Consider the following 21,003-nt stretch of genomic DNA (forward strand, 5'->3'; position numbering starts at 1 on the left):
CACGCTCGACGAGACCATCAAGGCGCCGACCCTGATCGAATTGCCCGACGGCCAGTCGCTCACCGTCGAGCCGCTGGTGCGCACCCGTGGCCGCCTGGGGCTGAAAGACTTCGACCCCTGCACCATCTTGCTGAACAACGACTTGTCGGCCGGCCTGCCCAAGGTGCTTGAAAACCTGCACGAGCAATACCTGCTGCCGCCGCTGCATGCCGGCTGGGCGGTACGGCGCAAGACCAACCACTTCCAGGCGTACGAAGAGGTGGCCAAGAAGTTTGCCAAGCTGCTGGGCATGGACCCCTGGCTCATCAACCCGATGTTTGCGCGCTGCGGAGAAGTCAACTTCAGCGACGGTACCGGTGCCGAGTGCCTGATGAGCAACGCCGAAGCCCTGCTGGGCAAGGTGCGCCGCAAGTACAAGGAATACGGCATCCAGGAGAAGCCCTTCATCATCGTCAAGGCCGATGCCGGCACCTACGGCATGGGCATCATGACGGTGCGCGACCCCAAGGAACTGGCCGAACTGAACCGCAAGTCGCGCAACAAGATGAGCACGATCAAGGACGGCCAGGAGGTCACCGAGGTGATCTTGCAAGAAGGCGTGCCGACCTACGAACGGGTGAACGACGCGGTGGCCGAGCCGGTGGTCTACATGATCGACCGCTACGTGGTGGGCGGCTTCTACCGCGTCAACGCCGAGCGCGGCATCGACGAGAACCTCAACGCGCCGGGCGCGAGCTTCGTGCCGCTGGCCTTTGCCGAGTCCAACCAGTTGCCCAAGCCGGGGGTGAAGCCGGGCGCCAGTGCACCGAACCGCTTCTACATGTATGGCGTGATCGCGCGGCTGGCGATGCTCGCGGCCAGCTATGAACTCGAAGCCACCGATCCCGATGCCGAGGTCTACGAGTGATGCCGGAGGCCGGCCTGAGTTGCCGCGCTGCAACATCGCTACAGAGCGGCGGCTGGGCCGGCGCACAATAGCCGCTCTTCGTGATTGAGCCAGCCCGCTTGCGCAGGTTTGGTCGACTGTGTGAACCCTCAGCGCCCCACTTCCAGCCTCGCCCTGCTCACCCTGGCAGCCATCGGTGTCGTTTACGGCGACATCGGCACCAGCCCCCTTTACGCGCTCAAGGAAGTTTTTGCGCACGGCCATGTGCCGCTGACCCCGGAGAACATCTACGGCGTGTTGTCGCTGGTGTTCTGGACGCTCACCGTCGTCGTCTCGCTCAAATACGTGGTTCTGATACTGCGCGCTGACAACAACGGAGAAGGTGGCCTGATTGCCATGCTGGCGCTCGCTTCGCAAGCCGTCAAAGACAAGCCGGTACTGCGCAGGCGCTTGCTGTTCCTGGGCATCTTCGGCACCGCGATCTTCTTTGGCGACGGTGTCATCACACCCGCGATCTCGGTGCTTTCGGCCGTCGAAGGTCTGGAGGTGGCCGCACCCGGCTTGCACCGCTACGTGGTGCCGATCACGCTGGTGGTGCTGACCGCGCTGTTCCTGGTACAACGCCATGGCACTGCGAGCGTGGGCAAGCTCTTCGGCCCGGTCACGGTGTTGTGGTTTGTGGTGCTGACGGTGCTGGGAGCCATCCACATCGTGCGCAACCCCGACGTGCTGTGGGCCCTGAGCCCGCACTACGCCCTGCTCTTCTTGGGCGCTCACCCCGGTATCGCTTTTATCGCGCTCGGTTCGGTGGTGCTGTGCGTCACCGGGGCCGAAGCCCTGTATGCCGACATGGGCCACTTCGGCAAGCGGCCGATCCGCCTGGCGTGGTTCACGCTGGTGATGCCGGCACTCGTCATCAACTACTTCGGCCAGGGGGCGATGCTGCTCACCCACCCCGAGAACGTGAAGAACCCGTTCTACGAGATGGCGCCGTCGTGGGCGCTGTACCCGTTGATCGCACTGGCTACCGCCGCCACGGTGATTGCCTCGCAGGCCTTGATCACGGCGGCGTTCTCGGTCACCAAGCAGGCCATCCAGTTGGGCTACCTGCCGCGCATGCGCATCGCCCACACATCGGTCAAGGAAACCGGGCAGATCTACGTTCCCTTCATCAACTGGAGCCTGTACGGCTGCATCGTTCTCGCGGTGGTGCTGTTCGGCAGCAGCAGCAAGCTGGCGGCCGCCTACGGCATCGCGGTCACCATCGACATGTTGATCACCACGCTGATGACCTTCTTCGTCATCCGTTACGGCTGGAAGTACCCGTGGTGGGTGTGCGTGGCCGCCACCGGCTTCTTCTTCCTGGTCGACCTGATGTTCTTCTCGGCCAACATCGTGAAGGTGTTCGACGGTGGCTGGTTCCCCGTCGCCATCGGCGCGGTGATGTTCGTGCTGATGATGACCTGGAAGCAAGGCCGCCACCTGATGCGTGAACGCATGCGCGACGACTCCATCGACCTGAAGAGTTTCCTCGAAGCCGTGTTCGTGAGCCCGCCCACGCGGGTGGCGGGCACGGCGGTATTTCTTGCGCCCGAACAAGGTGTGACGCCCAACGCGCTGCTGCACAACCTCAAGCACAACAAGGTGCTGCACGAGACCAACCTGTTCGTGACCGTCAAACACCACGAAATCCCGTGGATCGGCTTCAACAAACGTTGTGAGATCGAGCCGCTGGGTCACGACTGCTGGCAGGTCACCTTGAACTTCGGCTTCAAGAACGACCCCGACGTGCCCGAGGCGCTGGCCCTGCTGCGCGGCCGCGGTGTGCAGCTCGAGGACATGGAGACCTCGTACTTCCTGTCGCGCGACATCGTGATCCCGACCCTGGCCAAGGGCATGTCGATGTGGCGCGAGAAACTCTTCGCCAGCATGCATCACAACGCCAGCGGCGCGGCCGATTTCCTGAGCCTACCCACGAATCGCGTGGTCGAGTTAGGCTCCAAGGTGGAGATTTAGGCCCCCCAGTCGCTGCGCTCCTGCCCCCGAGGGGCGCCGCCTGGCGGCCCGGCAAAGCCGGCTCCGCGGGCGTTGCTTGATGGGGCGCGTCGCGTTGCTTGCGCCATTTTTGTTTGAGGCCTCGTGTATGAAGTTATTGTTCGTTGCAGATCCGCTGGAAGGCTTCAAGACCCACAAGGACTCGACCTTCGCGATGATGCGCGAGGCCGCTTCGCGCGGCCATGAGTTGCTGGCCTGCGAGGCCAAGGATCTGTCGTGGCAACGTGGTGGCCAGGTGTGTGCGCTGTCGCGCCGCGTCATGCTGACCGGCGACGCGCACGACTGGTTCGCGCCCGAGGCGCACCGTGTGCTGAACCTGTGCGAGGTCGACGCCGTGTTGATGCGCAGCGACCCGCCCTTCGACAGCGAATACTTCTACGCCACCCATCTGCTGGAGCAGGCCGAGCGCGATGGGGCGCGTGTCTTCAACAAACCGTCTTCGCTGCGCGATCACCCCGAGAAGCTCGCGATCATGGAGTTCCCGCAGTTCATCGGCCCGACGCTGGTGACACGCAGCGCGGCGCAGATCCGCGCCTTCCACGCCGAGCACCACGACATCATCCTGAAGCCGCTCGACGGCATGGGCGGCATGGGCATCTTCCGTGTCGGCCCCGACGGGCTCAACCTCGGCAGCATCGTCGAGACGCTCAACCAACACGGCGCCGAGACGGTGATGGTGCAGCGCTACCTGCCGGAGATCGTCCAAGGCGACAAACGCGTGCTGATCATCGGCGGCCAGCCGGTGCCGCACGCGCTCGCACGCATCCCGCAGGGCAGCGAGATCCGCGGCAACATGGCAGTCGGTGGCAAGGGCGTGGCGCAGCCGCTTTCGGCGCGCGACCGTGAGATCGCCGAAAACATCGGCCCGGTGCTGGCGGCGCGCGGCCTGCTGCTGGTGGGGCTGGACATCATTGGCGACTGCGTGACCGAGATCAACGTCACCAGCCCGACCGGTTTTCAAGAGATCACCCAGCAGACCGGCTTTGACGTGGCGCGCATGTTCGTCGACGCGCTGGAGCTTTCGCTCAGCAAAGCCTGACGCGCAAGCGCCCGGGGCGCGACAATGCGGGTTTTGCCCGGCGACCCTCATGGCTGTACTTTCCCTCTCCAATGCCCACCTGGCCTTCGGCCATGTGGCGCTGCTCGACAACGCAGCTTTCTCGCTCGAAGCCGGTGAACGCCTCGGGCTGATCGGGCGCAACGGCGCCGGCAAGTCGTCGATGCTGAAGATCATCGCCGGGCTCGAAAAGCTTGACGACGGCCTCCTGCAGATGACCCAGGGCGTGCGCATCTGCTACGTGCCGCAGGAGCCGGTGTTCGAGCCCGGCCACAGCGTGTTCGAGGCGGTGAGCGAAGGTGTGGCCGAGGCGCGCGCCGTGCGCCAAGCCTACGAAGAGCACGCCGACGGTGTCGACCTCGACGCGTTGCAGACCCGCATCGAGGCTCTTGACGCGTGGAACTGGGAGCAGCGTGTGGAAACCACACTCGCCCAACTGCACCTCGACGGCGCGCGTGAAATCGGCCAGCTCTCGGGCGGCATGAAAAAACGCGTGGCGCTGGCGCAGGCGCTGGTGGCCGTGCCCGATGTGCTGCTGCTCGACGAGCCCACCAACCACCTCGACCTCGACTCGATCGCCTGGCTCGAAGAGCTGCTGCGCGGCTTCAAGGGCAGTGTGATGCTGATCACCCACGACCGCGCCTTCCTCGACGCCGTGGCCACCCGCATCGTCGAGCTCGACCGCGGCACCATCCGCAGCTACCCCGGCAACTTCAGCGCCTACGAGCGCATGAAGGAAGAACAGCTCGCCTCTGACGCGCTGGCCAACGCGCGCGCCGACAAGCTGTTGGCGCAAGAAGAGGTGTGGATCCGAAAGGGCGTGGAAGCCCGCCGCACGCGCAGCGTGGCGCGCATCCAGCGGCTCGAGGTGCTGCGCGACCAAAGGCAGAAACGCCGCGATTCACTCGGCCAAGTGCGGCTTGAAGTGGATGCCGGTGCGCCCAGCGGCAAGATCGTCGGCGAGTTGCGCGACGTGTGCCTGAGCTTCGGCGAGAAGGTCATCGTCAAGGACTTCACCGCCACCATCCTGCGCGGCGACAAGGTCGGCCTGATCGGCCCCAATGGCGCGGGCAAGACCACGCTGCTCAAACTCATCCTCGGTGAGTTGAAGCCCGACAGCGGCCACGTGCGCCAGGGCACCAAGCTCGAAGTGGCCTACTTCGACCAGATGCGCAGCACGCTGAACCTCGACGCGACGCTCGCCGACACCATCAGCCCCGGCAGCGAGTGGGTCGAGTTCAACGGCCAGCGCAAGCACGTGATGAGCTACCTGAACGACTTCCTGTTTTCACCCGAGCGCGCCAACTCGCCGGTGCGCACGCTCTCGGGCGGTGAACGCAACCGCGTGCTGCTGGCGCGCTTGTTTGCGCTGCCCGCCAACGTGCTGGTGCTCGACGAACCGACCAACGACCTCGACATCGACACGCTGGAGCTGCTCGAAGAGCTGCTGCAAAATTACGCGGGCACCGTGTTCCTGGTCAGCCACGACCGGCGTTTTCTCGACAACGTGGTCACCAGCACCATCGCCTGGGAAGGCGACGAGTCGCCCGGCTTCTGGCGCGAATACGAAGGGGGCTACGAAGACTGGAAGGCGCAGCAAACCCGCGCGCGCGGCCTGCGCGAGAAGCCGGCCAAGCCGCCTGCCCCTGCGGCGGCGCCAGCACCCGCACCGGCCGTGAAGAAAGCCAAGCTCAGCTACAAGGAGCAGCGCGAGCTGGAAGGTTTGCCGGCCCTCATTGAATCGCTGGAGGCAGAACAAAAGACCCTGGGCGACCAACTTGCCGGCACCGCCATCTATGCCGGTGACCCGCAGGTGCTGACCCAGACGCAGGCGCGTTTTTCGCAGATCGACAACGAGCTGCTGGAAGCGATGGAACGCTGGGAACGCCTCAGCGGGAAGTGACGTTTCAGCGGCCCAAGCCACCGAACCACGATTCGGTGAATCCGGCGGGTCGGGTTCGACTCACGATCAGCCCCGACTGCAGGTACAGCGCGTTCAACAAGCGCGCCGCACGCTCGGCGTCCAGGCCAGGCCACTCGATCATCTCGCGCAGCGTGACACGCTCACCTTGCAGGCGCTGGATCGACGCCAGCAAGGCGCCCCCCACACGCAGTGCGCCGAGGTCGATGCCGGGCGCCACACGGTAGGCCACCGGGCCGGCGATCTCGGGCAGCAGGGTGTTGCGCGCGCCGCGCAGCGCCAACTCCCACAGCACGGGCCCGAGCGAGTGGTAGTGCTGCTCTTCACCCACCAGCGACAGCTCGGCGTCGCCCGGCGGCCGCAGGACGGCAGGCTCCACATGCAGCACACGCAGCTCGGTAGGGCGCTGCTGCAGCAAGGCATCAAGGCTGATCGGGCAGTGCACCAGGCGCTCCAGTGCAAACACCGTCAGCGGCACCACCGCATCGCCCATCTGCAAATGGATCACCACCTGCTGCGAGTGGCGCACGCAGGCGGCCAGCACCTCCAGCGCTTCAGAGGCCTGGCCGCTGTGCTCGAAGCGGCTCAGGTCGGCCAGCAGCGATTGGCCGAGCCCCGGCTGGCGGTTGGCGGTTTCCAGCACCACGCGCGCACGCGGACCGCCCGGCCCGTGCAGGTAGCGCTGGAATGCGCTGACCCGCATGAGCTCGGGCTCGCCGAAGGGGATGGTGGGTTCAAACAGGCTCATACAAACAACAGGTGCGACTGTAGGCCAGGCCACGGCGGGCTCGCAAGCCCGAAAAGCGGCTGGTTTTCAGGCTTGGATGGCATCGCGGGTGCGCTCCAGCGCGCGCCAGAAGCGCGCGTCCTGGGTGGTGGCGAAGTTGATGCGCATCAGCGTGGTCGCGCGGGGCGTGGCGTGGAACAGCGTGCCCGGCGCCAGCAGCCAACCCTGGTCGATCATGGCGTGCGACAGGCGCTCGGTGTCCACGCCCACGTCGACCCAGCCGAACAGGCCGCGCGGCGGGGCTGCAAAGTGGCACCCGGCCGACTCGGCGAGCTTCACCGACCGGGCCCGGGCGGCGTCGAGTTTTTGCATCACCCGCTCGGCGTGGCGGCGCAGCAGGCCCTGCTCCAGGCAATGGGCCAGCGCCTGCTCGGTGAGGCTGGGGGTGGTGAGGCTGGTCAGGAGCTTGGTGTCCACCAGCCGGTCGACCAGGGCCGCAGGCGCCGCCATGAAACCCACCCGCCAGTTGGGCACCAGGATCTTGGAGAAGCCCGAGATGTAGATGGTGCGCTCCAGCGCATCGAGTGCGGCCAGCCGCGGCAGGTGGGCCGGGGCCAGGTGGGCGTAGGTGTCGTCTTCGATGATGTGCAGGTTGTGCGCCTGCGCAAGCTGCAGCAGGCGGTGGGCGTGCCCGAGCGAGAGTGATGCGCCGGTCGGGTTGTGCAGCACCGACACGGTGATGTACAGGCGCGGGCGCTCGTGCGGCTTTTGCGCTTCGATCAGGCGCTGCATCACCGCGAGGTCGGGGCCATCGTCACCGCGCGGCACCGGCAGCATGCGCAGGCCGAGCGCGGCCAGACGCGCGAACTCGATCGACCAGCCGGGCTCGTCGACCAACACCGTGTCGCCGGCGCGCAGCAGGGTGCGGGTGACGATGTCGAGCGCCTGGGTCGCACCCAGCGTGGTGATGATCTGCTCGGGCTGGGCTTTCACGCCGAAGTCGGCCAGGCGGGTTGACAACACGCGGCGCAGGCGCAAATCACCGGCGGGCTCGCCATACTGCAACGACAGCGCGCCCAGCTGCGCCGCCCCGCTGACACGGCGCAGGGCGGTGCTCAGCATCGGCAGGTCGAGCCACTCCATCGGCAGGGTGCCCAGGCCCGGCATGGGCTGCGAGCCGGGGGGTTGGAACATGCTGCGAACCAGGGTGGTGGCGCTCACCGGCGCGGCGAGGCGGGGTGGCAGCCTGGGGGCATCGTCCGCGGGCGCCGTGTCATGCCGCTGTTGGTCACGCACAAAAAAGCCGCGCTGTTTGCGCGCTTCCACCAGGCCCAGGGCCAGCAGCTGGTCGTAGGCCGCGACCACGGTGTAGGGGCTCACGCCATGGCGGCGCGCACATTCGCGCACCGACGGCAGGCGTGCACCCGGGGCCATCAAACGCTGGCGGATGTGCTCTGCAAAACGGCCCGAGAGCTGCTCGGTGAGCGTGGCGTCGGCCTGGCGGGAGAGGGGGGAAGGTGGGTTCATGTGCTGGCCCATGTGTCGGCTCATCAACCGATACAGCTTGAGAAATGTGCTGGCTGAGTGTACTGGTTCTGTGCTGGCTCCAAAGCCTAGACTGGCCCGATGAACTCAGAAAACAAGGGGCTTTGGCTCGGCCTGGTCGGCGTGACCATCTTTGCGATGACCACGCCGATGACCCGCCTGGCCGTGGGCTCGGAGGCCGACCCGCAACTGCCGCCGCTCTTTGTCACCGCCGGCCGCGCCGCGCTGGCCGCGGTGTTGAGCGGCTTGTACCTGCTGCTGACCCAAGCGCCCCGGCCGCGCGCCCGCCACCTGCCGGCGCTGCTGGTGAGTGCCGCCGGCACGGTGATCGGCTTCCCGCTGTTTCTCGGCCTGGCGCTGCGCCAGGTGGACGCGATGCACGCTGCGGTGATCACCGGTCTCTTGCCGCTCGGCACGGCCGTGGTGGCGGCGCTCGCCATGCGCCAGCGGCCGTCGCTGGGCTTCTGGGCCTGCGCCGTGTTGGGCTGCGCGCTGGTGGTGGGTTTTGCGTTGCAGACCGGTGGCGGCGTCACCCCGGCCGATGGGCTCTTGTTGCTGGCCGTGCTGTGCGGCGCCGTGGGCTACGTGGCCGGTGCGCGCCTGTCGGCCGAGTGGCCGGCCGAACACGTGATCTGCTGGGTGCTGGTGATCAGCCTGCCGCTCACGGGGCCGCTCGCCTGGGTCAGCTGGCCCACGCAGCCAGCCAGCAGCTCGGCCTGGTGGGGCTTTGCGTACGTGACGCTGTTTTCGATGTGGATCGGCTTCTTCGCCTGGTACCGCGGCCTGGCCCTGGGCGGCACGGTGCGGGTGAGCCAGGTGCAGCTGGTGCAGCCGTTCTTGTCGCTGCTGTTTGCCGTGCCGGTGCTCGGCGAGCGGCTCGAGGCAACGACACTGTTGTTTTCACTCGCCGTGATCGCCACGGTGTTCATTGGCAAGAAAATGCCGACCCACCTACCGCTCAGGACGAGCTCCCCATGACCACCACCACCCCCTGGAAGCTCGCGCACCGCGCCGAGCGCATGAACCCGTCGATCATTCGCGAGATCCTGAAGGTCACCGAACAGCCCGGCATCATCTCGCTGGCCGGCGGGTTGCCGTCGCCCGACACCTTCCCGATCGAAGCCATGCGCGAGGCCACGGCGCGGGTGCTGCGTGACCAGCCGCGCGAGGCGCTGCAATACGCCGCCAGCGAAGGTTTCGCGCCACTGCGCGAGTGGGTGGCCGAGACGCTCAATGCACAAGGCCTGCGGGCCGACGCGTCGCAGGTGCTCATCACCACCGGCTCGCAGCAGGGGCTCGACCTGGTCGGCAAGGTGCTGATCGACGCCGGCAGCACGGTGGCGGTGGAGTCGCCCACCTACCTGGGCGCCCTGCAGGCCTTCAACCCGTATGAGCCCGAGTACGTGTCGGTGGCATGTGACGATGAAGGCCCGCTGCCCGACGGCCTGGCCGCGGCGCGGGGTGCACGTTTTCTGTACGCCTTGCCCAACTTCCAGAACCCGAGTGGTCGCTGCATCGGCGCGGCGCGGCGCGAGGCGCTGGTGGCTGCGGCGCGAACGCTCGCCCTGCCCATCGTCGAAGACAACCCCTACGGCGACCTGTGGTTCGACGAGCCACCGCCCGCGCCGCTGGCCTCACGCTGGCCCGAGGGCACGGTTTATCTCGGCTCGTTTTCCAAGGTGCTCGCGCCCGGTTTGCGCCTGGGCTACGTGGTGGCACCCAAGCCGCTGTGCCCCAAACTGTTGCAGGCCAAACAGGCCGCCGACCTGCACACGCCCGGCTTCAATCAGCGGGTGGTGCACGAAGTGATCCGCGACGGCTTCCTGCTCGAGCACGTGCCGACCATCCGCGCGCGTTACCGCGCCCAGCGAGATGCGATGAGTGCGGCACTGACGGCGCACATGCCAATGGGCTGCCGCTGGAACACGCCGCATGGCGGCATGTTCTTCTGGATCGAGCTGCCCGAAGGTGTGGACGCGGCGGCGCTGCTGCCCCAGGCGGTGGCACACGGCATGGCCTATGTGCCGGGGGCGGCCTTCTACGCCGACCGGCCGCGCAAGAACACGCTGCGCCTGTCCTTCGTCACGGTGGCGCCGGCCGAGATCGAACGTGGCATCCAGCTGCTCGCCCAGACACTGAAGGAAGCGGCATGAGCACCTTCAAGTTCACCCAGGTCGACGTCTTCACCGACCAGCCCTTGAAGGGCAACCCGCTCGCCGTGGTGCACGGCGCCGACAGCCTGAGCGACGCGCAGATGCAGGCCTTTGCGCAATGGACCAACCTGTCGGAAACCACCTTCCTGCTGCAGCCAACCGACCCGGCGGCCGATTACCGTGTGCGCATCTTCACGCCGGGCGGCGAGTTGCCGTTTGCCGGCCACCCGACGCTGGGCAGTTGCCACGCCTGGCTGCAAGCCGGCGGTACACCCCGAGCGCGCGGCATGGCGGTGCAGCAGTGCGGTGTGGGGCTGGTGCGCATCCGCTTGAACGGCGAACGTGCCGCCTTTGCCGCGCCGCCGCTGCGCATGCAGGCGGTCGACGACACGACGCTCGGCGCCGTGCTCTCGGCCCTGGGCTTGCGGCGTGAGCAGCTGCACGCCGCGCAGTGGTTGGACAACGGCCCCATCTGGCTGGGCCTGCTGCTCGACAGCGTGGAGAGTGTGCTTGCCATCGAGCCCAACCATGCGGTGCTGAAGTCCCTGGCCAAGGTCGGCGTGGTGGCACCGTATGCGCCGGGCAGCGAGTGCCAGTTCGAGCTGCGCGCCTTCGCCGAACCGATCGGCGTACCCGAAGACCCGGTGACCGGCAGCCTCAACGCCGGTGTGGCGCAATGGTTGATCGGCGCCGGCCTTGCGCCCACACGCTACCTCGCGTCGCAAGGCCAGCGCCTGGGCCGGGCCGGCCGCGTGGCCATTGAACAAGAAGGGCACACGGTGTGGGTGGGTGGGCACAGCGTGAGCTGCATCCGTGGTGAGCTGAGCTTGTGAGCACGATGAAGCTCATCGGTTTGATCGGCGGCATGAGCTGGGAGTCGACGATCCCCTACTACCGCGAGATCAATCAGGCGATCCGGCAACAGCTCGGTGGCCTGCACTCGGCCCGGCTGATGCTCTACAGCCTGGACTTCCATGCCATCGAGCGCCTGCAACAGCAAGGCGATTGGGACGAAGCCGGCCGCGTGTTGGCCCATGCAGCGAAAACGCTGGAAACGGCAGGCGCCGAGCTGCTGGTGCTCGCCACCAACACCATGCACAAGGTGGCACCCGCGATCGAGGCCGCAGTGCACATCCCGCTGCTGCACATCGCCGACCCGACGGCCGCAGAGATCAAGCGTGCCGGGCTGCACACCGTGGGCCTGCTCGGTACACGCTTCACGATGGAACAGGATTTCTACCTGGCACGACTGCGCCAGGTGCATGGCGTCACTGCGCTGGTGCCGCCACCCCACGAGCGCGCCATCGTTCACCGCGTGATCTACGAAGAGCTGTGCCTGGGCCGCGTCGAGCCGGGGTCCCGTGCGCAGTACCGCAGGATCATGGCGGACCTGGTGCGACAAGGCGCGCAGGGCATCATCCTGGGGTGCACCGAGATCTCGCTGCTGGTCGGCCCGCAGGACTGCGATGTGCCGCTGTTCGACACCACCCAGTTGCACGCCCGCGCCGCAGCGCACTGGGCGCTGTCGGTGACGGGCTGACTCAGCCCGCGCGCTTGCCGCGCAGGCGCCAGGCGTCGGCGAGCTTCGCCCAGGCTTGCGCGCTCTGCGGGTCTTGCTCGCGCAACAGCGCTCGGTAACGCCGCGCGATGACAAACAGGCTGGCGCCCAGCAGGGCCGCCAGCGTCGCCGCCATCACGATGAGCGCGCGCGCCGGCTTCGACTTGCGGTCGGGCGGCAAGGCCACGTCGACCTGCTGCAAGGCCGGGCCTTCCTTGGCTTCGTCGAGCTTGGCGATCTCGAACTGGCGCAGCATGCTGGCGAGCATGGTTTCCTGGAACTTCACTTCACGCGCCGCACGCACGTATTCGAGCCCCGCAGCCGGCAGCTTGCCCACCGGGATGTCGATGCCGCCTCCACCGCGTGGCGAAGCCGTGCCCGAGGCCGACTCCATGCGTGCCAGCTCGCTGCGCAACGCGGCCAGCTCTGAGTTGAGCATCTGCACGTCGGGATTTTCCGCCGTGGTGCCGGTGCGCAGAACCTTCAGGCGCACCTCGCGCTCGATGATCTTGGTCTTGAGCTCGGCTGCCGCCTTGATGATGGCCTCGGCCTGCTGGTCCAGAACAATCATTCCGGATTTTTCTTGCACGCTGCGCAGCGCCTGTTCGGCCTTGACAAGGTTGTCCTTGGTTTCCTTGAGCTGCTGGTCAAAAAACACACGGCGCTGCTGGGCTTCCGAGACCGCCAGGCGGCCCAACAATTTGGTGATCTCGGCCGCGTAGCCATTGGCCAGGTCGGCGGCAAACTTGGGCTCCTTGTCGTCCACCTCGACCGTGATGACCCCCGACTTCTTGTCGGACGACACCCGCACGTTCTGCGGGATCGCGGTGCGCAGCACTTCGTAGGTTTCGATCTTGTAGCGTGTGTAGAGGTCGAACCGCGTGGCCAGTGCACGCTGGACGCTGTCGCTCTTGAGCAAATTCACATAGAGCTCATCCGGGGTCTTGCCGCCCAGACCCCCTGCCAAGCCTCCCAGCGAACCCAGCGCGGCCAGGGCGGCAGCCGAGCTGCTTTGCTGCTGGGCACCGGGCGGCAGCAGGGTGGTGCGCGCGGTGTAGATGTTGGGTTTGAGCAGGGCGAAAACGACCGAGCCCACCACGGCAATGGCCGTCACCGCCGCAATCAGGCGTTTGCCTTCGCCCAGCCAGGTGAGCAGATCCAGCAGACCCACGCTGGGCCCGTCGTCCAGATCGTCTTCGTCTTGTGCCAGCACCTGGGGATCAAGTTTGTTCATGCGAGCCCCGGTCAGTTGCGCAGCGTTTTGATCGCCGCCGCACCCAGGCCGAACTGGTAGAAGATCTGCCCGAAGTCCTTGAGGTTGCGCACCAGGGCGCGGCCCCAGGTTTCGAAGTCGAGCTGGGTGGGCACCACGATGGCGTCACCCGGCTGGATGGGCTGCGACTGCAGGCTGCTCATGCCGAAGAAGCCGCGCCTGTCACCGGCATGAATGACCGTGCCGTCAGCGCGCAGAACGAACATGTTGTCGGGCTCGGCAGCTTCGTCAAGTCCGGCTTGCTTGAGGTAATCGCCCACCGTGCGGCCGGGCTTCCACAACAAGGCGTTGTTGTTGACCACCGCGCCGGCCACCGTGATGAAGCCGGGACGGGCCGGCACCACGATGCGGTCGGCGTGTTCGAGGGGCACCTCCGGCAGGTTCGCGACCGTGGTATCGCTCGGTTGCAGCTCGAGCGCGATGCGCCCATTGGGTTGAACCCGGCTGAGTCGGGCCATCTGCGCTTGGGTGGCGGCCGCGTTGACCGATGCACTGCGGTCGCCGGACTCGTCGCGCCGGTTGGCGGCATCGCGCGCGCCCTGGGTCGCAGCCAACGCCTCCAGCCGCGCCACGGCGGCGGCGAGGTTTTCACGCTGACGCACACGCGTTTCTTCGCGCGTGAACTCCAGGCCGTATACGTAGGCCTGCGGCGAGAAGCCACCGGCCCGCGCGATCAACTGCGGCAAGGTCTCGCCCGGCAACAGTTGGTAGACACCGGGCGCACCCACCTCGCCTTCGACCGACACCAGTCGGGTCTGTTTGGCCACCGGCACGCGCATGTCTTTCTGGCTGTAGATCGTCACCACGTCGCCCGACAACAGCTCGATGTTGCTGGCCGCATCACCCTGCAATACCGCCTTGCCGAGGTTGAACGGGATCACCTGGGTGCTGAGGTCGGCGTTCAGGCGCTCGATGACGGCGTAATCCCAGTTGAGTTCGTCGAACAGTGCGGCTGGCGCTTTCCTGGCGCGCGCCGCCGCCGTGCGGTCTTCGGCACGCCGAATCCGTTCGGCGCTGCTGCGAGTGGGTGTGCCGATCGTCGTTCCCTCGTCGAGCGGTTCTTCCTCTTCCAGCGCCTGCACCAACAGGTTCTTGCGGCGATAAAAGTCAGGCGAAATGAGCGCGTCGCGGTTGGGGATCAGGTCACGGATGCGCATGCCCGGCTTGAAGGCATACCGCAGCGGCTGCGCCACATGCCCCTTGAGCGTGACGGCATTGGCGAACTGCGGCGAGATCGCCAGCAACGTCAGCACATCACCATCACGCAGCGGCCGCTGCAGGCCGGCCTCATCGAGCTTGAACTCTTCGACATACCGTGCGGCCGGGGAACGCGCCGGGTCGATGCGCTCGACCAAGGCCTTGTTGGGATTGGTCAGCACGGCGGTGCCACCGGCATACCGCAGCACGTCACGCACCGGCTCTTGCGGCGCCTTGAGCTCATAGATGGCCGGCGTGTCGATCGCGCCATGCAGGGCGACGCGGGCACCGGCCGGCTGGAACACGACCACGTCACCCGCGACGAGTTGCACGTCCTTGGACTTGTCCCCGTTCACCAGGAATTCATAAATGTCGAGTTCAGACATCACCGCCCCGTTGCGGCGAAGCAGCACCTTGCGCATCGACCCGCTGGGGCCGGGGCCACCTGCCATCACCACCGCCGACAGCAAGGTCGACTGGCTCGGCACGGTGTAGACCCCCGGCACACGCGCCGGCCCCACCACGAAGATCTTGACTCCGCGCAGCTGGCCCAGGGACACGTTGAGGTTGAAGTTGGTGTACAGCCGGCCGATCTGCGCCCGCAGGTGTTTCTCGAGCTCGGACGCCCGAACACCGGCCACGGTGAAGCTGCCGACCTTGGGCAGGTTGACCTGGCCGTTGCGGTCGACCGTGGTGCGGTAGTCCACATCGATGGCGCCCCAGGCGCGGATCATCACCTCATCACCCGGGCCGACGGTGTAGTCGCTCGATACCGGCACGTTGTCGGCGGTCGACACGCTGTTGGCGGCGTCGACAAAAAAGTTCGCGCCGAACAGCGGCAACTGGCGCCCGGTGGCGGCCTCGACAAACTTCTGAAACTCGCTGGGCTTGGGCGCAGCCAGCTCAACTCGGCGGGCACCCGGATCAGGCTCTGGCTGACCCGGCAACGCGGCAGGCCGAGCCGCCCCGGCGGCCGGGCGCGTCGGGGTACCGCGCTGCCTCGCCGGCGCCCCGTCTGGCGCACTGGCTGCAGGCGCATAGGTCGGCGCGTTGAAGGTACCACCGCCGGCCTCCTGGGCGAGGCTCGAAGCCCCGCTCACACTCAGCACGACAGACAGGGCGAAAGCCCTCAGGGGCGACACGAAGCGAAGGCAGAACAAGGTCATGCGAAACAGACTCATGAGAGGCCACAAAGGCCCGGCAATTCAGGCGGGCATGCGGCACACGCAGACCCAGGGACAAAGCTGCCGCAACGGCAGCCGGCAATGGTAGCGGATGCACCTCGCGGCCCTCACCCCTGCAAGCCCCATGAAAAAGGCCCGCCAGAGCGGGCCTGTCGTCACCTGCGCGAGGGTCATTCCTTGCGGTAGTTGTCGTGGCAACCCTTGCAGGCCTGGCCCACCGCACCGACCGCCGTCTTGATGGCGCCAAGGTCACCCGTCTTGGCCACCGCGTTGAGCTTGGCCATCTCGTCTTGCATCTTCGACGCGGACGCATTGAACTTGTCGCGCTCCGACCAGATCTCGGTCTTGGCCTTGGTGTCGCCCTTGTCCGACCCGTCGACGAATCCAGCGTACGGCAGCGCGGCCATCATGTTGGCGATCTCGGCGTTGCTCGCCGCTGCTTTGGCGTCGAAGGGGATGCGGCCATTGGCCATGGCGGCGACACGCCCGAAGTGCGCCGCCATCACGGTGAAGGCCGCCTTGCGGTACTTGATGGCGTCTTCAGGCTTGGCGAACTGGGCCGCAGCCGGCAAGGCAGTGCCGAGGCAGGCGATGGCAGCGAAGGCAAGGAACAAACGTTTCATGCGGGTTCTCCTGGCAAATGGGGGTGGCTGGGGACCGGTCGGCCGCCGCTCGCTCAGCGGGCGGCGACGCCGGCGCAGTGTACGCAGCATCGGCCGCGCCTGCTGAGGGCGAACCGGGGCCCGCCCGCCCACCGCTTCCCGACACTCGCCATGCGCGGCACAACCGGTTATCTTTGCCCCCCGACCCTCCACTTCAGCCGCCGCCATGTCCACTGGTCTTCGACCCACTCGCGTCTGGGACCTGCCCACGCGACTCTTCCATTGGCTGTTGGCCGGCTGCATCATCGGCTCGGTGATCAGCGCCAAGATCGGCGGCAACGCCATGGAGTGGCACTTCAGGCTCGGTTTCGTCGTGCTGACCTTGCTGGCGTTTCGCCTGCTGTGGGGTGTGGTGGGTGGACGCTGGTCCCGCTTTACAAGCTTCATCTATTCGCCCGCCACGCTGCTGCGCTACCTGCGCGGCCAGGCGCGCGCCGATGAACACCTCGATGTCGGGCACAGCCCGACCGGCGCGCTGTCGGTGTTTGCGCTGCTGGCCATCCTGGCCGTTCAAGTGGCCACCGGTTTGATCGCCGATGACGAGATCGCCAACACCGGCCCCCTGATCAGGTTCGTGAGCGGCGCCACCAGCAGCCTCGCCACCTCATGGCACAAGACCTATGGCCAGTGGCTGATCATCAGCCTGGTGGTGCTGCACATCCTGGCCATCGTGTTCTACCTGGTCAAGAAGCGGCAGAACCTGGTCGGCCCGATGCTGAGCGGCGACAAGGCCCTGGCCGAGGATGTGCCGGCGTCCACCGACAGCGCCCTGTCACGCGGCCTGGCGACGGCCCTGGTCGCCGGGTGCGCGGCGGGTGTGGGCTGGTTGGTCAGCCTGGGAACCTGAGAAAGCACCTGCCGCCCATGACCACTCCCGAGATCCGCCTGGTCGCGCCCGACACACCCGAGCTGCTGGCCGCGGCCCGTGCAATCTTTCGAGAGTACGCCGCCAGCCTGGACGTGGACCTGTGTTTCCAGGGCTTCGAGGCTGAGTTGGCGGCCCTGCCCGGCGATTACGCGGCACCGGCCGGCCAGTTGTTGCTGGCCGAGGTGGACGGTGCGCTGGCGGGATGCGGCGCATTTCGGCCCTTGCCCGAAGCCGACTACGCCAACGCCTGCGAGATGAAGCGCCTGTATGTGAGGCCGGCCTTTCGCCGCTTCGGCCTCGGTCGCCTTGTGGCGCAACGCCTGCTCGACGACGCGCGCCGCGCCGGCTATTCCCACATGCTGCTCGACACCCTGGACGACATGGAGTCCGCTCGAGAGCTGTATGCCAGCCTGGGCTTCGAAGACGTGCCTCCGTACTACTACAACCCGATCCCAGGCGCACACTACCTGCGGGCCCGTCTCGACTAGGGCACAGCCACCCACTGGAGGACGACGATGAATGCCCTGAAGCAACTTCTGCAGTCCTCGGGTGGGCACCCGCCGATCGGCACCTGGATCGTCTCGGCCAGCCCGCTGGTCGCCGAAGCCATGGGCTGCGCCGGTTTCGACTGGGGCGTGATCGACATGGAGCACGCCCCGCTCGATGTGATGGGCGTGGTGCAACTGTTGCAGGCCGTCTCCGCCACCAAGATGCTGCCCATCGTGCGCGTGCCCTGGAACGACGCGGTGGTCGTCAAGCGTGTGCTCGATGCCGGCGCCGCCACGCTGATGTTTCCCATGGTGCAAACCGCCAGCGAAGCCGGGCGCGCCGTGGCCGCCACCCGTTACCCGCCCGAGGGCCTGCGCGGTGTGGCGGGCATGAGCCGCGGTTCGCGCTTTGGCACCACGCCGCACTACCTGAAGACAGCCAACCAGCATGTCGGCGTGATCGTGCAGCTGGAAACACCCGACGCCATCAGCCGCCTGGACGCCATCGCGCAGGTCAAGGGCGTCGACGCGCTTTTCATCGGCCCATCCGACCTGTCGGCAGCGATGGGCTACATCGGCGAACCGCACCATCCCGCAGTGATGGAACTGATGAACCACGCGGTGCAACGCTGCAAAGCCCTCGGCATGCCGGTGGGCACGGTGGGCGACAGCCCGGAGCTGGTGACGCAGTACCGTGCCGCGGGTTTCGACTTCGTCGGCATCGGCTCCGACCTCGGGCTGATGATGCGCGGTGCACGCTCCGCCATCGCTGCGTTGCGCACAGGTGGCGCCGAACACGTGCACTCGTTGTCCAGCGGCACCCACATCGGCGCCGCGTAGGATCGCGGGTGCCCTCAGCTCACCCTCATCCCACCGATGCCTGGCTCGCCGAACCATTCCGTTGAACTCCTTGCCGGCGCGCTGCGCCTGGCCGTCCGCACCGATCTCGGCGGCTCCATCGCCGGCCTGTGGCACGGTCAAGTGCCGCTGATGCGCTCTACCGAGCCAGCGGATCTCGAAACCTCGCACAAGTCAGCCTGCTACCCGCTGGTGCCCTACTCCAACCGCATCGGCTACCGACACTTTGGTTGGCAAGGCAAGGACCACACCACCGTCGCCAACTTCCCCAACAACCCGCACTCCTTGCACGGTGTGGCCTGGTTGCGCCAGTGGGAACAGGTGTCGCTCAGCGCTGCCGAGCTGGTGCTGCGCTATCGGCACCAGGCCGATGAACACTGGCCCTTTGCATTCGACATCGAGCAGCACTTCAGCTTGACGCCACAACAGCTGACCGTGCGACTGGTGTTCACCAACACCGCAGAGATCGCCACACCCGTCGGCCTGGGCTGGCACCCCTACTTCCCCACCCGCCCGGGCAGCCGGCTGCGCATGGCGGTGTCTGAGCGCTGGGAGTCCGACGCGACCCAGTTGCCCACCGGCAAGGTCGCTCAAACCAGCATTGACGCCGAGGTGTCGCAGCTCCACTTCGACCACTGCTTCGAAGGCTGGGCCGGGCCCGCACACATCAGCGATGAAAAGTTCTCGTTGCAGCTCACGTCCTCGCTGCACTACCTCGTGGTCTACACGCCACACGACAAAAACTACTTTTGCGTCGAGCCGGTCAGCCACGTCAGCAACGCCATTCAGATGGCCGACCCGGCCCGTCACGGCTTGATCACGGTCGAGCCGAGGCAAAGCACCGAAGCCTGGATGACGCTTGAGGTGTCGCCGCAGTGATGAATACGGCACCCGACAAAGACATCGTCGCGCTGGACGCGCCACCTTCGCTGCTGGGCGAGTCGCCGCTTTGGCACCCGACCGAACAGGTGCTGTACTGGTGCGACATCCCCGGCCGCGCGCTCAACCGGTTCGACCCGCGCACGTCGAACCACACGCGCTGGGACTTCACCACCGAACCCGCGAGCATCGCGCCGATGCGCGAAGGTGGCCTGCTGCTCGCCATGCGCGACGGCCTCTGGCGCTTCGACACCGGCACCGGCCAGCGCAGCCCCCTCGCCGCTCCGCCCTACGACACGCGTCTCGAGCGCTTCAACGACGGCAAGTGCGACCCGCGTGGACGCTTCTGGGTCGGCACGATTTACGAGCCACGCGACCCGCCACTGGCCGCGTTCTATCGCTACGCGGCCGGGCAACTCGATCGAATGGTGGGCGACATCACCGTGGGCAACGGCCTGGCCTGGAGCCCCGACGCGCGCACCCTGTACTGCAGCGACACCAAGGCCCACACCATCTACGCCTTCGACTTCGATGCAGCGACGGGCCACATCGGCCCGCGCCGCGTGTTCGCGCGCTTCCCCATGAAACAAGCCGACCAGGACCTCAGCACCTATGGCGGCCGGCCCGATGGTGCGGCGGTCGATGTGGAAGGCTGCTACTGGTCTGCGCTGTTCGAAGGCCAGCGCCTTGTGCGTTTGTCTCCGAGCGGCGAGATCACCCGCGAGATCCGGCTGCCCGTGCGGTGCGCAACCATGCCCTGCTTCGGCGGCCCCGATCTCAAGACGCTCTATATAACGACGTCACGCGAGAACCGCCCCGCCGCCGAGCTGGAAGCACAGCCTCTGGCCGGCCGTGTGCTGACGCTGCGCGTCGACGTGGCCGGCATGCCGGCCAACTGCTTCGGCTGACGGAGTTACACACCCCACAGACTTCCGGCCAGGGGCCTTCCGGAAGCGCACGGGTTTCCACGTATAATCCCGAGGCTTTGCTGCAACCGCCTGTAACCCGAGCCATGACCAATGCTGTAGGCCGTGACTTGGGGCCAGATGAGGTGGATGAAGCGCCTTTCAAGGCGCTCACTCCCGAAGAGGCAAAGGCCCTGAAAGCCCAGCTCCCCATGGTGTCGCCATGGCGGGTCGTTGGCGCTCAGGCCTTGGTCGGTTTGTTGTGTGGCGCCGTGGTCTGGGCAGTCACGCAACGCAGCACGGCAGCTTGGTCAGCGCTCTACGGAGCGTTGTCGGTGGTACTCCCGGGGGCCTTGATGGCCCGCGGGATGACTCGGGGCACGAAGAACGCGATGGCTGCGGCCGTCGGTTTCATGTTCTGGGAAATGCTGAAGATTGCGGTGGCCATCGCCATGTTGGTGATTGCCGCCAGAGTGGTGCCCCAACTGAGCTGGCCAGCGTTGCTGATCACGATGGTGGTGTGCATGAAGGTGAACTGGATCGCGCTCTCGTGGCGCGGCCGGTGAAGAACAACAGATTCGGACAAGGTTTCAGGACTGACCATGGCAAGCGCAGGCACCGAACACGCCCCGACCGCGGGTGAATACATCATTCACCACCTGCACCACCTGCAGAACAAGACCCAGACGGCAGTTGTCGACTTCACCGTCATCAACTTCGATTCCGTCTTTTTCTCCGTCGTGCTGGGCACGCTGGGCTGCTGGCTGCTGTGGCTGGCCGCGCGCCG

19 protein-coding genes and 1 pseudogene are annotated in these 21,003 nt (G+C 66.7%); 15 read left to right on the forward strand and 5 right to left on the reverse strand.

The window, feature by feature from the left end; genetic code table 11:
* The 4 genes from gshA to RMO40_RS00995 all read left to right on the forward strand — a co-directional run.
* The coding region (gene gshA / locus RMO40_RS00980; protein ID WP_309715077.1) for a glutamate--cysteine ligase at nucleotides 1-907 on the forward strand (907 nt) is incomplete at its 5' end.
* 120 nt (nucleotides 908-1,027) lie between these two features.
* Entirely contained in the window at nucleotides 1,028-2,902 is a 1,875-nt protein-coding gene (locus tag RMO40_RS00985) for a KUP/HAK/KT family potassium transporter (protein WP_309715079.1), read from the forward strand.
* Between the two features lie 127 nt (nucleotides 2,903-3,029).
* Nucleotides 3,030-3,980, forward strand: a complete 951-nt coding sequence (gene gshB / locus RMO40_RS00990) for a glutathione synthase (RefSeq protein ID WP_309715081.1) — start codon at nucleotides 3,030-3,032, stop codon at nucleotides 3,978-3,980.
* Nucleotides 3,981-4,029: 49 nt separating this feature from the next.
* On the forward strand, nucleotides 4,030-5,901 hold the full coding sequence (locus tag RMO40_RS00995) for an ATP-binding cassette domain-containing protein (protein ID WP_309715083.1): 1,872 nt from the start codon (nucleotides 4,030-4,032) through the stop codon (nucleotides 5,899-5,901).
* Between the two features lie 4 nt (nucleotides 5,902-5,905).
* Here RMO40_RS00995 and RMO40_RS01000 read toward each other — a convergent pair whose 3' ends face one another.
* Both RMO40_RS01000 and RMO40_RS01005 read right to left on the reverse strand, forming a co-directional pair.
* A complete protein-coding gene (locus RMO40_RS01000; protein ID WP_309715085.1) occupies nucleotides 5,906-6,667 on the reverse strand; it encodes a hypothetical protein in 762 nt (253 codons plus the stop codon).
* A 66-nt stretch (nucleotides 6,668-6,733) separates the two neighbouring features.
* The gene (locus RMO40_RS01005) at nucleotides 6,734-8,173 is read right to left on the reverse strand and encodes an aminotransferase class I/II-fold pyridoxal phosphate-dependent enzyme (RefSeq protein WP_309715087.1); all 1,440 of its coding nucleotides are present in this window, start codon (nucleotides 8,171-8,173) and stop codon (nucleotides 6,734-6,736) included.
* Between the two features lie 99 nt (nucleotides 8,174-8,272).
* On the opposite strand from RMO40_RS01005, the gene RMO40_RS01010 reads away from it, so the two are divergent.
* From RMO40_RS01010 to RMO40_RS01025, 4 genes are read left to right on the forward strand one after another with little or no spacing between them, the layout of a single operon-like run.
* On the forward strand, nucleotides 8,273-9,169 hold the full coding sequence (locus RMO40_RS01010) for an EamA family transporter (protein WP_309715089.1): 897 nt from the start codon (nucleotides 8,273-8,275) through the stop codon (nucleotides 9,167-9,169).
* Complete coding sequence (locus RMO40_RS01015) at nucleotides 9,166-10,344, forward strand: aminotransferase class I/II-fold pyridoxal phosphate-dependent enzyme (protein WP_309715091.1); 1,179 nt, start codon at nucleotides 9,166-9,168, stop codon at nucleotides 10,342-10,344. The genes RMO40_RS01010 and RMO40_RS01015 overlap by 4 nt, the downstream gene beginning before the upstream one ends.
* Complete coding sequence (locus RMO40_RS01020) at nucleotides 10,341-11,177, forward strand: PhzF family phenazine biosynthesis isomerase (protein ID WP_309715093.1); 837 nt, start codon at nucleotides 10,341-10,343, stop codon at nucleotides 11,175-11,177. The genes RMO40_RS01015 and RMO40_RS01020 overlap by 4 nt, the downstream gene beginning before the upstream one ends.
* Nucleotides 11,178-11,182: 5 nt before the next feature.
* Nucleotides 11,183-11,884: an aspartate/glutamate racemase family protein gene (locus RMO40_RS01025; RefSeq protein ID WP_309715095.1), complete on the forward strand. Its 702-nt coding sequence runs from the start codon at nucleotides 11,183-11,185 to the stop codon at nucleotides 11,882-11,884.
* Nucleotide 11,885: 1 nt separating this feature from the next.
* Here the strand turns inward: RMO40_RS01025 and RMO40_RS01030 are convergent, their stop codons facing one another.
* The 3 genes from RMO40_RS01030 to RMO40_RS01040 all read right to left on the reverse strand — a co-directional run bounded on the left by RMO40_RS01030 (nucleotide 11,886) and on the right by RMO40_RS01040 (nucleotide 16,179).
* The gene (locus RMO40_RS01030; protein ID WP_309715097.1) at nucleotides 11,886-13,136 is read right to left on the reverse strand and encodes a Wzz/FepE/Etk N-terminal domain-containing protein; all 1,251 of its coding nucleotides are present in this window, start codon (nucleotides 13,134-13,136) and stop codon (nucleotides 11,886-11,888) included.
* 11 nt (nucleotides 13,137-13,147) lie between these two features.
* Nucleotides 13,148-15,553 carry an SLBB domain-containing protein gene (locus tag RMO40_RS01035; protein ID WP_309715099.1) on the reverse strand — a complete coding sequence of 802 codons (2,406 nt, stop codon included), beginning with the start codon at nucleotides 15,551-15,553 and terminating at the stop codon, nucleotides 13,148-13,150.
* Between the two features lie 173 nt (nucleotides 15,554-15,726).
* Nucleotides 15,727-16,179 (reverse strand): cytochrome c, encoded by a 453-nt coding sequence (locus RMO40_RS01040; RefSeq protein ID WP_309715101.1) that lies wholly within the window; start codon nucleotides 16,177-16,179, stop codon nucleotides 15,727-15,729.
* Between the two features lie 205 nt (nucleotides 16,180-16,384).
* On the opposite strand from RMO40_RS01040, the gene RMO40_RS01045 reads away from it, so the two are divergent.
* The 7 genes and pseudogenes from RMO40_RS01045 to RMO40_RS01075 form a co-directional block, all read left to right on the forward strand.
* Nucleotides 16,385-17,065, forward strand: coding sequence for a cytochrome b/b6 domain-containing protein (locus RMO40_RS01045; protein ID WP_309715103.1), 681 nt, complete (start codon nucleotides 16,385-16,387; stop codon nucleotides 17,063-17,065).
* 17 nt (nucleotides 17,066-17,082) lie between these two features.
* On the forward strand, nucleotides 17,083-17,574 hold the full coding sequence (locus RMO40_RS01050; protein ID WP_309715105.1) for a GNAT family N-acetyltransferase: 492 nt from the start codon (nucleotides 17,083-17,085) through the stop codon (nucleotides 17,572-17,574).
* A gap of 27 nt (nucleotides 17,575-17,601) precedes the next feature.
* A complete protein-coding gene (locus RMO40_RS01055) occupies nucleotides 17,602-18,414 on the forward strand; it encodes an aldolase/citrate lyase family protein (protein WP_309715107.1) in 813 nt (270 codons plus the stop codon).
* A 36-nt stretch (nucleotides 18,415-18,450) separates the two neighbouring features.
* Nucleotides 18,451-19,311 (forward strand): aldose epimerase family protein, encoded by an 861-nt coding sequence (locus RMO40_RS01060; protein ID WP_309715109.1) that lies wholly within the window; start codon nucleotides 18,451-18,453, stop codon nucleotides 19,309-19,311.
* Nucleotides 19,311-20,219: an SMP-30/gluconolactonase/LRE family protein gene (locus RMO40_RS01065; RefSeq protein ID WP_309715111.1), complete on the forward strand. Its 909-nt coding sequence runs from the start codon at nucleotides 19,311-19,313 to the stop codon at nucleotides 20,217-20,219. The genes RMO40_RS01060 and RMO40_RS01065 overlap by 1 nt, the downstream gene beginning before the upstream one ends.
* A 77-nt stretch (nucleotides 20,220-20,296) precedes the next feature.
* On the forward strand, nucleotides 20,297-20,782 hold the full coding sequence (locus tag RMO40_RS01070; protein ID WP_309715113.1) for an ATP synthase subunit I: 486 nt from the start codon (nucleotides 20,297-20,299) through the stop codon (nucleotides 20,780-20,782).
* A gap of 36 nt (nucleotides 20,783-20,818) precedes the next feature.
* Nucleotides 20,819-21,003 (forward strand): annotated as a pseudogene (locus RMO40_RS01075) (F0F1 ATP synthase subunit A); the annotation flags it as partial.

Source organism: Rhizobacter sp. (assembly GCF_031412075.1).
Lineage (GTDB): Bacteria > Pseudomonadota > Gammaproteobacteria > Burkholderiales > Burkholderiaceae_C > Rhizobacter.